This is a genomic window from Campylobacter sp. CNRCH_2014_2849 (genome assembly GCF_025772845.1).
GTDB classification, from domain to species: domain Bacteria; phylum Campylobacterota; class Campylobacteria; order Campylobacterales; family Campylobacteraceae; genus Campylobacter_D; species Campylobacter_D lari_D.
In genome coordinates this window covers 57,099-70,451 of sequence record NZ_JAKMSW010000001.1, presented here as the reverse complement: position 1 = coordinate 70,451, position 13,353 = coordinate 57,099, and the positions used below count along the sequence as shown (strand labels likewise).

General features: G+C 30.2%; 16 protein-coding genes and 1 tRNA gene. 15 read left to right on the top strand and 2 right to left on the bottom strand.

The genetic code is table 11. The annotated features are described in order from the left end of the window. Window positions 1-191 precede the first annotated feature (191 nt). Window positions 192-1,709 (top strand): BCCT family transporter, encoded by a 1,518-nt coding sequence (locus tag L8X33_RS00375; protein WP_263660528.1) that lies wholly within the window; start codon window positions 192-194, stop codon window positions 1,707-1,709. Beyond that, entirely contained in the window at window positions 1,690-2,817 is a 1,128-nt protein-coding gene (locus L8X33_RS00370) for a mandelate racemase/muconate lactonizing enzyme family protein (RefSeq protein ID WP_263662080.1), read from the top strand. Before L8X33_RS00375 ends, L8X33_RS00370 begins: the two co-directional genes overlap by 20 nt. A gap of 21 nt (window positions 2,818-2,838) precedes the next feature. Here L8X33_RS00370 and yedF read toward each other — a convergent pair whose 3' ends face one another. After that, window positions 2,839-3,066, bottom strand: coding sequence for a sulfurtransferase-like selenium metabolism protein YedF (gene yedF / locus L8X33_RS00365; protein WP_133319404.1), 228 nt, complete (start codon window positions 3,064-3,066; stop codon window positions 2,839-2,841). Further along, complete coding sequence (yedE, locus tag L8X33_RS00360; protein WP_263669693.1) at window positions 3,063-4,271, bottom strand: selenium metabolism membrane protein YedE/FdhT; 1,209 nt, start codon at window positions 4,269-4,271, stop codon at window positions 3,063-3,065. The genes yedF and yedE overlap by 4 nt, the downstream gene beginning before the upstream one ends. A gap of 155 nt (window positions 4,272-4,426) precedes the next feature. Between yedE and L8X33_RS00355 the strand changes: the two genes are divergently transcribed. From L8X33_RS00355 to L8X33_RS00290, 13 genes are all read left to right on the top strand, one after another. Then, a tRNA-Sec gene (locus L8X33_RS00355) sits at window positions 4,427-4,524 on the top strand. Window positions 4,525-4,550: 26 nt separating this feature from the next. Further along, entirely contained in the window at window positions 4,551-5,801 is a 1,251-nt protein-coding gene (locus L8X33_RS00350; protein WP_133319402.1) for an adenylosuccinate synthase, read from the top strand. Beyond that, the gene (locus L8X33_RS00345; protein ID WP_133319401.1) at window positions 5,798-6,217 is read left to right on the top strand and encodes a flagellar FliJ family protein; all 420 of its coding nucleotides are present in this window, start codon (window positions 5,798-5,800) and stop codon (window positions 6,215-6,217) included. The genes L8X33_RS00350 and L8X33_RS00345 overlap by 4 nt, the downstream gene beginning before the upstream one ends. Continuing rightward, window positions 6,214-6,732 (top strand): MotE family protein, encoded by a 519-nt coding sequence (locus tag L8X33_RS00340; protein WP_165955271.1) that lies wholly within the window; start codon window positions 6,214-6,216, stop codon window positions 6,730-6,732. The genes L8X33_RS00345 and L8X33_RS00340 overlap by 4 nt, the downstream gene beginning before the upstream one ends. A 63-nt stretch (window positions 6,733-6,795) precedes the next feature. Next, a complete protein-coding gene (locus L8X33_RS00335; protein WP_133319399.1) occupies window positions 6,796-7,347 on the top strand; it encodes a DUF507 family protein in 552 nt (183 codons plus the stop codon). Then, window positions 7,344-8,462 (top strand): glutamine-hydrolyzing carbamoyl-phosphate synthase small subunit, encoded by a 1,119-nt coding sequence (gene carA / locus L8X33_RS00330; protein WP_263661068.1) that lies wholly within the window; start codon window positions 7,344-7,346, stop codon window positions 8,460-8,462. The genes L8X33_RS00335 and carA overlap by 4 nt, the downstream gene beginning before the upstream one ends. Further along, a complete protein-coding gene (locus L8X33_RS00325) occupies window positions 8,459-9,121 on the top strand; it encodes a sulfite exporter TauE/SafE family protein (RefSeq protein ID WP_263669692.1) in 663 nt (220 codons plus the stop codon). Before carA ends, L8X33_RS00325 begins: the two co-directional genes overlap by 4 nt. A 108-nt stretch (window positions 9,122-9,229) precedes the next feature. Then, complete coding sequence (gene ccoN / locus L8X33_RS00320) at window positions 9,230-10,696, top strand: cytochrome-c oxidase, cbb3-type subunit I (RefSeq protein ID WP_039617631.1); 1,467 nt, start codon at window positions 9,230-9,232, stop codon at window positions 10,694-10,696. Window positions 10,697-10,707: 11 nt separating this feature from the next. Then, the gene (gene ccoO / locus L8X33_RS00315) at window positions 10,708-11,373 is read left to right on the top strand and encodes a cytochrome-c oxidase, cbb3-type subunit II (protein ID WP_087700416.1); all 666 of its coding nucleotides are present in this window, start codon (window positions 10,708-10,710) and stop codon (window positions 11,371-11,373) included. A gap of 8 nt (window positions 11,374-11,381) precedes the next feature. After that, window positions 11,382-11,585, top strand: coding sequence for a cytochrome c oxidase, cbb3-type, CcoQ subunit (locus L8X33_RS00310; RefSeq protein WP_133319395.1), 204 nt, complete (start codon window positions 11,382-11,384; stop codon window positions 11,583-11,585). Continuing rightward, the gene (ccoP, locus tag L8X33_RS00305; protein WP_263659490.1) at window positions 11,585-12,463 is read left to right on the top strand and encodes a cytochrome-c oxidase, cbb3-type subunit III; all 879 of its coding nucleotides are present in this window, start codon (window positions 11,585-11,587) and stop codon (window positions 12,461-12,463) included. Before L8X33_RS00310 ends, ccoP begins: the two co-directional genes overlap by 1 nt. Next, window positions 12,463-12,675, top strand: coding sequence for a DUF4006 family protein (locus L8X33_RS00300; protein WP_133319393.1), 213 nt, complete (start codon window positions 12,463-12,465; stop codon window positions 12,673-12,675). Before ccoP ends, L8X33_RS00300 begins: the two co-directional genes overlap by 1 nt. A 100-nt stretch (window positions 12,676-12,775) precedes the next feature. After that, window positions 12,776-13,351 (top strand): hypothetical protein, encoded by a 576-nt coding sequence (locus tag L8X33_RS00290; RefSeq protein ID WP_261529512.1) that lies wholly within the window; start codon window positions 12,776-12,778, stop codon window positions 13,349-13,351. Window positions 13,352-13,353: the final 2 nt, after the last annotated feature.

Here is a 13,353-nt window from a genome sequence, read left to right as displayed (position 1 = left end):
AGAAATAACATTATTTATTTGTGTATTTTAGTAGCAATAATTTATTGATTAAATAATTTTTTATTATAGTAAAAAATATTTGAAAATACTAAGGTATAGCTTTTAATGCATTTATGATAAAAGTTTCTTTAAGTTTTATTTTAAAATAAGAAAATACTATATATTTACTACTTGAAACAAAAAGGAGATTTATGCAAAAAAATAATCAAAAAACTTATGATTTATTTTTGATAGTGACATCTATTTTGGCGGTTTTTATGGTGATTGTAATTTTACTTATAAATCCTAGTAAAGCTTTAGAAGTAGCAAATTTTCTTTTTAGTAAGCTTACACATATGTTTGGCTCATTTGTTCAACTTTTTGAGTTTATTTGTGTAGTTTTTATTTTCTACTTGGCTTTTTCTAAAATAGGTAATATTAAATTAGGCGATGGGATAAATCCTTATTCAAATACTGCTTGGATTTTTATGTTTATTTGTGCAGGACTTGGATCTGCTACTATGTATTGGGCATTTATGGAATGGGCATATTATTATTTAGCACCTGGATTAAATATTACTCCAAAATCTACAGAAGCTTTAAGAAGTGCAACTTCTTTTGTGTATTTGCATTGGGGTATTACGCCTTGGGCTGTATATGCTTTAAGTTCTATTGCAATGTGTTTTCATTTTTATATTTTTAAAAATAAAAATTTAAAAATTTCAAGTTTAATAGCAAATATCTTGCATATTAATCAAAATATAGTGCTTGATAAAATCATCGATGTTGTGTTTTTATTTAGTACTTTTGGTGGACTTGTACTTACTACAACCCTTTCTATAATTACAATTAGTGCTGGACTTTCTGGAATTTTTGATATTAATGATGGTTTTTATTTAAAATTTATTCTTTTAGCTATTGTTACAGCTGTTTTTACCTTTTCTAGTTTTGTTGGATTATCAAGTGGTATGGCAAAACTTGCTAAAATATCTTGTATCTTGTGTTTTGTGTTTGCAATATTGGTATTTATTTTAGGAGATAGTGTATTTATATTAAATAATATAATAAATAGTATAGGGGTATTTTTTAGTAATTATGTTTCAATGAGCTTATATAATGATATTGCTGGTGTAAGTAGCTTTAATTCTGATTGGACAGTTTTTTATTGGCTTTATTGGATTACTTACACTCCTGCTGTTAGTATTTTTGTGACAAAAATTTCTAAAGGAAGGACCATTCGTCAAGTAATTTTTGGTCTTATTGTAGGTGGATGTATTGGGACTTGGTTTTTCTTTGGAGTTTTGAGTTCATATGCAATAGATATTTTTCAAAGTGGAATCTTAGATGTTCCAAATTTTATTAGTTCAAATGCTGGAGAAGCTGGAGTGGTAGCATTGATAAAAACACTACCATTTGGTACTATTTTTGCTCTTTTTTATTTCCTGCTTATGATGGTATTTTTGGCTTCTCATATGGATGCTACTGCATTTACTATTTCTTGTGTAAGCACAAAAATAGATAGTGAAAATCCTAGTAAATATTTAAAAGTTTTTTGGTGTATTATGCTTGGATTAATTCCTTTAGCAATGCTTTATATAAATGCAGATTTAAATACCTTAAAAGTTGCAGTTGTTTTGAGTGCTGCTCCTTTTTTGGTAATACTTGCTATTAGCTTTTATGGGCTTATTAAATGGATAAAAAGGATGGATAATGAAAATTACAAAGGTTGAACCTATATGGTTAAGGACAAAAACTTTTGATGAGTCTTGTGAGTGGGGTGAAGATGCCTTTATATTAAGAATTTATACAGATAATAATCTTTATGGAATAGGGGAAAGTGATAGTGCTGCAGCAGTTTTAAAGATAATGTTTGAGCAGCCTAGTACTCATGGATCTTGTAGAAATTTAAGTGAAATTTTAATAGGACAAGATCCAAGAAATATTAAGAAGATTATGGATGATTTGATTGAGGGAAGTGCGTATTATGGACTTAGCGGAGCATTAATTTGTGCTTTAAGTGCAATAAATATTGCTTTATATGATTTACTTGGAAAAATTTATGGTGTAAGTGTAGCTACTATACTTGGTGGAAAAAGAAAAGACTTTTTAAATGCATACGCTACTTTTATTCCGAGTAAAAATATGGAAGAAAATATTTCTAGAGTAAAATACTTAAAAGAAGAAGGTTTTAAACTATTAAAATTTGGTGGTGCAGGCTTTGGTAATAATGCATTATCTGATAAAGAGATTATCAAGAATATTAGAGGTGCAGTGGGTGATGATATTAAACTTAGTATTGACTTAGTAGGGCTTTGGAAAAATTTTTCTTATGCAAGAGAAAGATTTTTGGAAATTGAAGAATATAACTTAGAGTGGATAGAAGAACCAGTTAGTGCAAATAATTTTTATGATTATGCAAGACTTAGCGAACACTTACCTTGTAAGATTACGGGTGGAGAGAGTTTTTACACGCTAAATGAATTTGAAAATTTTATTAAAAAGTCAAAAGTTTCTATTGTGCAACCTGATATTACTAGATGCGGTGGTTTTGACACTATGTTAGAAATTGAAAAAATATCTTTAAAATATGGTTGTGATTTAGTCCCGCATGGTTTTTCTACAGGAATTTTACTTGCTGCTACGGTGCAGTTTCTAGCAAGTACTAAATATTGTAATTTGATAGAGTATTCTCAATCAACAAGTGTGCTTTTTACTCATTTGGTGAAAAATTTAATCCCTTGCAAAGATGGTATAGTTGAAGTCAATGATGCTGTGGGTATAGGAGTGATATTGGATGAAAATTTAATAGAAAAATATCGTATAAATATAAAGATTTGAGTAAATACTCAAATCTAATTTTTAAGGTTTTTGAATTAAAAATCTAAGCGTTGGTCCATCTTGATCTATCTCTAAAATTTCAAATCCGCGATTTTTCGCATCTTGAGGTATAGAATTAATACTTTGTGGGCAATCACATAAAATTTCTAAGACCTCACCTGATTTTAATTCTTTTAATGCATCAATGGTAGCTATAGCAGGATATGGGCATGCCTCACCTTCTAAATTTAAACTATAATGAATAATCATAATTTTCCTTTGTTGTGTTGGAAGAATAATCTTTTAAATTTTAAAACAAACAAAAATAAAATAGCAAACAAAGCTAAATTGATTAATAAGCCATTAAAATAACCAAAATCACTTAAAAGATGAATTTTTATACCATTTGTTAGTATTTTTGGGAAATGATCATAATTTAAAGCTAAGATCATAGTACCGATGATATTGGCAATACCCACTATAATAAAATGACTTTGTCCCTCGCAAGCTCTATACATCCAACCACACTCGCATCCTCCGGCAAAAACTATTCCAAATCCAAATAAAAAAGCACCTATAGCAAGGTTTGGTGATATTTCTATTACTTTACTAGTATGCCCTTGTAATATAAAAGCAAAAGCTATTAAACAAGCTATGATCATACCTATTAAAGCGCCTTTTATAGCATTGTCTCTACCAAATAAAAATAAATCTCTAAAGCAAGAAGTGAAGCAAATTTGAGCCCTAGAAATGATAAAACCAAAAACAAAACCAAATATTAACGCTAAAGGAAAAAAGCTTTCTTTGTTTTTAATATCAATATTTTGTTTTTGTAGTATAAATACAACATAAGTTATAAAAATTATAAATATACCAAGTCCTATGTAAAAATATATTTTTGAAATTTTATTTTGTGTTTTTAATTTTTGATTTTCTTTGCAAACGCGTTGTAATCTTGCTTTTGGCTTAAATAAGGCAAGATTGCAAACCTTAACACCTAGATAAATTCCTAAAATCATAAATAAAGTAAAAACCCAAGTATGTAAAGAAAAATAAGGTAAACCTGTAAAGAAATTTGCTAAATTACAACCAAAAGCAAGTCTTGCACCAAAGCCTGATAAAATTCCTCCTATAATAGCTTGAAAAATTCGAATTTTGCTAGCAGGCAAACGCCATTTAAATTTATTTGCTAAAAATGCAGCTACTAAGCATCCTATAAACATACCTATGAGCATGATACCATCAATTCTTGTTAAGGGACTGCCACTTAAATTTTGCTTTTGGTAGTAAGTGTAGGAGCTTAAATCCATACTAAAAAATTCTAAAATTTCTCCACCCCAGCGTGTCATTTCACCTGTAACAGCCCAAACACTACCAAAAATTCCAAAATAAATAGCACTTAAAATTCCAAGTATAATCATGCCTTTGGAATTATCCCAAAAATTTATAAAAAAAGATTGTTTGAAAGAATGCATTGATATATCCAAAAATTGTAATTGTCAAAACTTGACACTGAAAAACAAACATTATAACTAAAAAATATAATATTTCAAAGTATTTTTACACGCTTATAATTTCATATGTTTAATTTTTGTTTCAATTAAAAATATTAAGATATAATATCATTTTTGGAAGGTTAGCTTATCTGGTGATGGCCACTGACTTCAAATCAGATGAAAGGGTAGTTGACTACTTTTTGGGGAGTTCGATTCTCTCACCTTCTCGCCAAATTTAAGTCAAAATGGAGTTTTTTTATGAGTAAAGCAGATATTGTCGTTGGTATCCAATGGGGTGATGAGGGTAAGGGTAAGATAGTTGATAAACTATGTGAAAATTATGATTATGTTTGCAGAAGTGCAGGTGGACATAATGCAGGTCACACTATATGGGTTGATGGTATAAGATATGCTTTACATTTAATGCCATCAGGTGTTTTAAATAAGCAATGTATTAATGTTATAGGTAATGGAGTTGTAGTTAATCCTGATGTATTAATTAGTGAAATGGCTCAATTTGAAAATTTAGAAGGAAGATTATTTATAAGCGATAGAGCTCATTTAAATTTAAATCATCATGCTTTGATTGATCAAGCAAGAGAAAGACTTAAAGGCGATAAAGCTATAGGAACAACAGGCAAAGGCATAGGGCCAAGCTATGAAGATAAAATAAGTCGTAATGGACATAGAGTAGGGGAATTGCTAGAGCCTGAAAAGCTTTGTGAAAATTTAATGAAAGATTTTGAACTTAAAAAAACTTATTTTGATGTTTTAGGTATTGCAATGCCTAGTTATGATGAAATTTTAAAAGATTTAAAACGCTTTAAAGAAGTGCTAGCACCATATATTACAGATACTACAAGAATGCTTTGGAAAGCTTTAGATGAGGATAAAAAAGTATTGTTAGAAGGCGCGCAAGGTTCTATGCTTGATATTGATCATGGAACTTATCCTTATGTAACTAGTTCAACGACTATTTCAGCTGGAGCTTTAAGTGGTTTGGGATTAAATCCAAAAGAAATTGGAAAAGTTATAGGCATAGTAAAAGCTTACACAACAAGAGTGGGAAATGGAGCTTTTCCAAGTGAAGATTTAGGTGAAGATGGTGAAAAAATAGGACTTATTGGTAAAGAAATCGGAGTAAGCACAGGTAGAAAAAGAAGATGTGGTTGGTTTGATGCAGTTGCGGTAAGATATACTGCAAGATTAAATGGCTTAGATACTTTATCATTAATGAAACTTGATGTATTAGATGGTTTTGAAAGTGTTAAAATCTGTAAAGCATATGAATATAAAGGACAAGAAATAGACTATGTACCTTGTGATTTAGAAAACGCTAAGCCTATTTATGAAGTAATGGAAGGTTGGGATAAAGTTGCAGGGATTAGAGATTATGATTTACTACCTGAAAATGCTAAAAAATACATTAAGCGTTTGGAAGAATTAAGTGGCGTTAGAGTAGGTTATATCTCCACAAGTCCTGAAAGAGAAGATACTATCATTTTATGAAAAGCAAATATTCTTCTGTGATTAAGCTTAGAAAACAACAGCTTGATAAAGCAGAGGCAAATTTGACTAGAACAAGACAAAAGCTTTTGTTGTGTGAAGAAGAATTTAAAGAAGCTTTAAAAACATGCGAAAGCTTGACTTTGGCTGATAAAGGTTCGGTGGCTTTGTTAAGATCGTCTTTAAAAATGCAAGAGATTGCAAGAGAGGGTAAGCAAAGAATTAAACAAAAATTAGACCTAACTAAAAAAGAACTTGCACATCATCAACATTTATACAAAAAGGCTCATTTGGAATTTGAAAAAATTAAGGTTTTAGAAAATGAAGAATTAAAAAAAATCCAAAAAGCTTTACAAAAAGAAGAAGAAAAATTTATAGATGAACTTGCTATAACAAGACATTTTAATAAGGATAAATGATGAAAAAAATAATATTTTTATTGATTTTCTTAAATTTTGTAAATGCACAGCAAAATTGCGAGCAGTATTTTGAAGCAAGAAAAGAGCAAATGCAAGAGCAAATTAGAGAATATGATGAAGCAAGACAAAGTTTAGAGGCTTATAGAGCTTCTTTTGAAGCTTTGCAAAAAGAAAAAATGCAAGCTTTGGAGCAAAAAGAAGCTGATGTTAATGCAAGTTTAGAGCAAATAAAAAGTTTAAAAGAGCAAAATGAGCGTATATTAGAAGCGACTAAACAAAATCTTCAAGTTATTAATGATAAAACTATGGGGCGTATCACAGAAATTTATGCTAAAATGAAAGATGTGGCCGTGGCAGGTATATTAAGCGAAATGGAACCGGATGAGGCTTCAAAAATTCTACTTTCGCTAGATCCTAGAAAAATTTCATCCATTATGGCCAAGATGGATCCAAAAAAAGCTTCCGATTTAACACTACTTTTGAAAAATTTAGATCAAAATGCAAGTTCGCAGTAAGTTTTAAGCAGTTTTTACCTTTTTTTTAGTATTATTTCAAAATAAAAATAAAAAGGTGAATAAATGCGTATCAAACCAGCTCATATACCTTATATAGCAAATAAAATAATACTTGATTTAATGCATTCTTCTTTTGTTAAAATTAAAGATGATAGTCAAAAACTTTTAAAAACAGCAAAAGAAATTATAGAAATAGATGTTTTAAATGAGCGTAAACTTGATGAAAAAGCAAAAGAAATTTTAGAAAGCCAAGAAGATGAAATTGAGTTTATGCAAATAGATAGAAAAAGTATGTTTTGGATGATTAAGAAAAAACTAGCAAATGAGTTTAAATTTATGCTTGATAGTGAAGATAGATACAATAATCTTTCTCATAAAATTTTAGAAAATTTAGTGGAAGAAGATTTGATAAACTACAATGTATCAGAAAATCGCGTGAAAAATCTCATTTTTTCAAGTATTATGTCTTATTTAAAAGAGTATGAAAATTTAGAAGATTTAGTCTATGAAAAAATTTCAAATTATAAAAGAAAACTTATTCCAGGTTCTGAAGAATATGAATTGGTATTTGAAAAGCTATATCAAGAAGAGCTTAGAAAAAAGGGACTTTTATGAAAGCATATATTTATATAGAGAATGATGTTTTTTTAAGCGCAAAGGCTTTTGGACAAAGTGGAACTTTTTTTGGAGAGCTTGTTTTTAATACTTCTTTAACAGGCTATCAAGAAATTATTTCTGATCCATCATATGCAGGTCAGTTTGTAGTATTTTCAATGCCAGAGATTGGTATAGTTGGTATTAATGATGAAGATAATGAAAGTAAAAATGTATTTGCTAGCGGAATGATTATAAGAGAATTAAATGAAGATTATTCTAATTTTAGAGCCAATGATTCTTTAAGTGCTTATTTGAAAAAACATGAAAAAATAGGGCTTTGTGAAATTGATACTAGATTTTTAGTTAAAATGATCAGAGATCAAGGAAATTTGAGAGCGGTAATATCTACTGAAATTAAGGACAAAGAAGAGCTTAAAAAAATGCTTCTTTCTAGTGCTAAAATTGATGAGGTAAATTATGTAGCACAGGTTAGCACTAAAAGCTCTTATAAACATAGTAAAGGTGCTTGGGATCATAGCAACAAAGCTTATGAGAATGTAAAAGCAAATGGTAAAAAAGTAGCTGTGATTGATTATGGTGTAAAAGAAAATATTTTAAATGAGCTTGTAAGTGTTGGACTTGAGGTGGAGGTTTTTCCTTATAATACCAAGGCAAAAGATTTGATTGATTTATATCAAAAAGGTAAAATTCATGGTGTATTTTTATCAAATGGACCAGGTGAGCCAAAAATTTTAAAAGATGAAATCGCAGAGATTAAAAAACTAGCAGAAGCTAAAATTCCTATGCTTGGTATTTGTTTGGGACATCAACTTTTAAGTAATGCTTTTGGTTATGAAACTTATAAAATGAAATTCGGCCAACATGGAGCAAATCATCCTGTTATTAATCTTACTAATAACACAGTAGAAATTACAGCACAAAATCATAATTATAATATTCCTGAAGAAATAGCAGAGGTCGCAACTATTACTCATAGAAATTTGTTTGGTGATAATGTAGAGGGTGTGAGATATAAAAATTATCCTATTATATCAGTGCAACATCACCCAGAAAGTTCTTCGGGGCCACATGAGAGCAAGTATATTTTTAAAGAATTTTTAGAGCTTTTGTGAGTTTAGATTTTATTGCTTTAGCAAGTATAGCTTTTCTTTCTAGTTTTGGGCATTGTTATGGAATGTGTGGAGGTTTTGTTTTAGCTTATACTCAGCTTTCAAAGCAAATTAAACTCCCTTTTTTTCTTTTAATTTTCTCATATCATCTATCTCGAATTTTTGCTTATGTTTGCTTGGGTATATTTTTTGGAGTTTTTGGAAGCTTGCTTTCATTTAGTGAATTTTCAAAAGGCATAATGTTTTTTATAATTGGAATTTTTATGATAACATTAGCACTTGCTTTGATTTTTAAAGGAAAATTTCTAAGTTTTTTTGAAAATTCTTTATTTTTTGAATGCGTAATTAAAAAAAACATCTCTAGATTGATTCAACAAAAATCTTTCAAGAGTACTCTTTTTTTAGGATTTTTAAATGGCTTTATGCCTTGTGGTTTGGTGTATTTTTATATAGCCTTTGGAATGAGTATGCAAAGTGTGTATTTGTCGGCTTTAATTATGCTTGTTTTTGGTTTTTCAACTTTACCAGCATTGATATTTCTTGCGTATTTTTCTAAAACATTAAATGAAAAATTTCAAAAAATAGCTAGTTTAATTTCCTATATTTTAATTTTTTGTTATGGTGTGTATTTTTCTTATATAGGCTTTGTTTTTACGCGATAATTTATTAATAAATAATAAATAATTAGACATAGTTTAAGCTAAAAAAGATATTAAGTATCGTATAATATAAAGATCGCATAATTGCAGAAAAAAACTTAAGGAGAGGAAATGCACCCAGGAAATGCATTAAACTATGACTATACGGTTGCTAAATATTTTATGTTTGCTACCTTATTGTTTGGTGTTATTGGTATGGCTATTGGAACGCTTATTGCCTTTCAGATGGCTTATCCGGATTTAAATTATTTAGCCGGTGAGTATGGTACTTTTTCAAGACTTAGACCATTGCACACTTCAGGTGTAATTTTTGGTTTTATGCTCTCAGGAATTTGGGCTACTTGGTATTACATTGGTCAGCGTGTGCTAAAAGTTAGTATGGCAGAATCAAGTTTTTTAATGTTCATTGGTAAATTGCATTTTTGGCTTTACATGATCACTATGATTATAGCTGTTATTACTTTGTTTGCAGGTGTTAGCACTTCAAAGGAATACGCAGAGCTTGAATGGCCACTTGATATATTGGTAGTTTTAGTTTGGGTTTTATGGGGTGTAAGTATTTTTGGGCTTATTGGAATTCGCCGTGAAAAAACTTTATATGTTTCACTTTGGTATTATATAGCTACTTTCCTAGGTATAGCAATGCTTTATTTATTTAACAATATGGCTGTGCCTACTTATTTTGTGAGTGGAATGGGTGATTGGTGGCATAGTGTTTCTATGTATGCAGGGACAAACGATGCATTAGTTCAATGGTGGTATGGACACAATGCAGTTGCATTTGTATTCACTGTTGGTATTATCGCTCAAATTTATTATTTTCTACCAAAAGAAAGTGGACAACCAATTTTCTCATACAAACTATCTTTATTTGCATTTTGGGGCTTAATGTTTGTTTATTTATGGGCAGGTGGACACCACTTGATTTATTCTACAGTGCCTGATTGGATGCAAACTATGGGTTCAGTTTTTTCAATCGTTCTTATTTTACCTTCTTGGGGTTCAGCAATTAATATCTTACTTACTATGAAAGGTGAGTGGAGTCAATTAAGAGAAAGCCCATTAATCAAATTTATGATTTTAGCTTCAACTTTCTATATGTTCTCAACTTTGGAAGGTCCTATTCTTTCTATTAAATCAGTTAATGCATTAGCACACTTTACAGATTGGATTCCAGGGCATGTTCATGATGGTACTTTAGGTTGGGTTGGCTTTATGACTATGGCTGCGCTTTATCACATGGTGCCTAGAATGTTTAAAAGAGAATTATATAGTAAATCGCTAATGGAAGCTCAATTTTGGATCCAAACTACAGGTATAGTATTGTACTTTAGTTCCATGTGGATAGCAGGTATTACTCAAGGTATGATGTGGAGAGCTACAGATGAGTATGGTAACTTACTTTATACTTTCATTGATACTGTTGAAGCTATTATTCCTTATTATTGGATTAGAGCTGTAGGTGGCTTGTTGTACTTAGTAGGATTTTTCATGTTTGTTTATAATATTTATAAATCAATTTCAGTGGGTAGAGTGCTTGATAAAGAGCCAAAAAGTGCTTCACCTATGGCAGCATAAGGAGGAAAAATATGTTTAGTTGGTTAGAAAAAAATCCATTCTTTTTTGCTGTGGCAGTATTTATAGTGATCGCATATGCAGGTATTGTGGAAGTTTTACCTGATTTTGCTCAAAATGCAAGACCAATTGAAGGTAAAAAGCCTTATACGGTTTTACAACTTGCAGGACGCCATGCTTATATTAAAGAAAGTTGCAATGCATGTCATTCACAACTTATTCGTCCTTTTAAATCAGAAACAGATCGTTATGGTATGTATTCAGTTAGCGGTGAATATGCTTATGATAGACCATTTTTATGGGGTTCAAAAAGAACTGGACCTGATTTATTGCGTATAGGTAATTTTAGAACTACAGATTGGCATGAAAATCACATGTGGGATCCAGTTTCAGTTGTTCCTGGTTCTATTATGCCAGCTTACAAACATATGTTTAGCAATAATGCAAATATAGAAACAGCTTATGCAGAAGCACTAACTGTAAAAAAAGTTTTCAATGTTCCTTATGATGTTGAAAATGGTACAAAACTTGGTACTTGGGAAGAAGCTCAAGCAGAAGTTAAAGCAGAAGCCCAAGCTATAGTAGATCAAATGAAAAATCAAGATGTTAAAGATGCGTTTGCTAGAGGTGAAATTAGAGAAATTGTCGCTTTGATTGCGTATCTTAATAGCTTGAAATAGGAAAAATTATGGATTTAGAACTAATAAGAGAGTTGCAAGCTTATGGCTTTTTTGCCCTTGTAGTATTCTTAGTGGTAGTTTTGTATTCTTATTGGTTTCATTTGTATAGATCTGAAAAAACAGGTAGAAGAAACTATGAAAAATATGCTGATTTAGCATTACATGATGAAATTGGCGATCGTGTTTTAGAGCAAAATAAAAGGAGTGCTTAATGCAATGGTTGAACTTACAAGATAATGTTAATTTATTATCTTTTATTGGAGCAATTCTTATCATATTGATTACGCTTGTTGTGGTAGGAAAATTGTTTAAAAGTATGAAAGAAGAAAAAAGTCAGGGTGAGCTAAGCGAACATAGTTGGGATGGTATAGGTGAATATAAAAATCCTATACCACTTGGCTGGGCTGTGGTATTTTTCTTAGCTATAGTATGGTGTATATGGTATTTTCTTTGGGGGTATCCTTTAAATAGTTATTCTCAAATTGGTCAATATAATAAAGAAGTGCAAGCGCATAATGAGAAATTTGCACAAAAATTTGCAAATTTAAACAATGAAGATAAGCAAGAAATGGGCAAAAATATCTTTTTAGTTCAATGCTCTTCTTGTCATGGTATTACAGGTGATGGTATCAATGGAAAAGCTCAAAATCTTAATGTTTGGGGTTCAGAAGAGGGACTTATAGAAGTAATTACTAAAGGTTCTAAGGGCTTAAATTATCCTATGGGTGAGATGTTAAGTGCAGCAGATAATGGTATAGATGAAGCTGATATTCCTGCAATTGCCGCTTATGTTGCTTCTGAAATTTCAGCAATTAAAAAAACTGAAAATCCTCAACTTGTGGCAAAAGGAAAAGAATTATTTGTCACTTGTACAGTATGCCATGGTGAAGATGGAAAAGGAACTATTGATGGTCAATTAGTAGCTCCAGATTTAACAAAATATGGTAGTGCAGAATTTGTAGTAGATGTTTTAAATCGTGGTAAAGCAGGTAGTATAGGTGTAATGCCTCATTTTAACAATGGCTTGTTAAATGAGCTTCAAAAAGAAGCGGTCGGCGAATATGTGATTTCTCTTTCAAGGGGCGAATAATGGAAAATTCAAACAGATGTGTATTTTCACTTTCAGGCGTTAGCGGAATGTTAATAGCAACTATTTTATTATTATCGATTTTAGCAGGATTAACTATTTTGGGTCTAAAAACACAACAAGATGTTATGCAAAAACCTTATAAAATAGAAAATGCAGAACAAATTAAAATGTTTGACTCTAAAAGAGAAGAACATATCATTATAAAGGAATGATTATGGCAAAAGTTCTTGAGTATTTAATCATAGCCGGTTTAGTTGTAGCGGCTGGAATCACTGCTTGGTCGGTTTTAACTGCAAATCATCTTTTTATAGGATGAAAAATATATTTAAAGGCGGTTTTTTAGCCGCCATTTTTATTTGTTTTGCTAATTTTTTACATGCTGAAATATTATTAAATGATAATATCTTAAACACTGCGATAGAACAAAATATCACTACAAGTTCTAGACAAATTTATGAATTAACTGGAGTAAATATCGCTTTAGCATTAAGTGATAAAAAAGATTTTGAAAGTTTAAAAAATTATGAAGCTAATTTAAGTAAACCATATATTTTACTTGTATTTTCTAAAGCTTCACATAAGGTAGATATACTTGCAAGCGATGATGCTTTGGCTTTTTTTGATAAAGAAGGTGTTTTGAGTCCTTATCCTGAAAAAGGAACAATTTTACCTATACTTGCAAATCCTAAACAAAAAGATATTTATAATGCAGCTATTTTAAATGGTTATGCAGATATAGCCGATCAAGTAGCAAATTATTTTAATATAAAACCTTTTTATGGAAATTCAAATCGTGATACTTTAAATATCATGAGAATTTTAATCTATGGATTTTTATGTGTTGCAATTTTAATGCTAGTTCAAAGAAAAATCAAAAGGAGAAAATAAAA